We start from the raw sequence: 425 nt of genomic DNA, 5'->3' as shown, positions 1-425 counted from the left end.
ACGCTCGTCGTCCCCAACGCGAGCGGACCGTAGACGATGTACGAATGCCCGGTGATCCAGCCGATGTCCGCGGCACACCAGTACGTATCGTCGGGTTCGACGTCCAACACGGCATGGGACGTCCAGGCCGCGTAGGAGAGGTAGCCCCCCGTCGTGTGCTTGACGCCCTTTGGCTCTCCAGTGGTTCCGGAGGTGTACATGAGAAAGAGCATGTCCTCGGCGTCCCGGGAGACCGGATCGACCGAAGTGCCCTCCTGATCTTCGAGCAACTCGTCGTAATCGTACTGGTTCTCACCGAGCGAGTGCTCGAGTTCGTCTCCGAGCCGATCGACGACGACGGTCGTCGTGTCGCCTGTGACGCTCTCGAGGCCCTCGTCGGCTTTCTCCTTGTGATCGAGGGCGTCGCCCCGACGGTAGTAGCCGTC

At 63.1% G+C, this 425-nt stretch carries 1 protein-coding gene; it reads right to left on the bottom strand.

The features are described 5' to 3' along the window. On the bottom strand, nucleotides 1-425 hold a 425-nt coding region (locus tag DVH23_RS23320), incomplete at both ends, for an AMP-binding protein (RefSeq protein WP_157972603.1).

The sequence above is a fragment of the Saliphagus sp. LR7 genome (assembly GCF_003344565.1).
GTDB lineage: Archaea > Halobacteriota > Halobacteria > Halobacteriales > Natrialbaceae > Saliphagus > Saliphagus infecundisoli.
The sequence above is the reverse complement of the archived record's forward strand: the minus strand, read 5'-3'. Positions and strand labels throughout refer to the sequence as shown.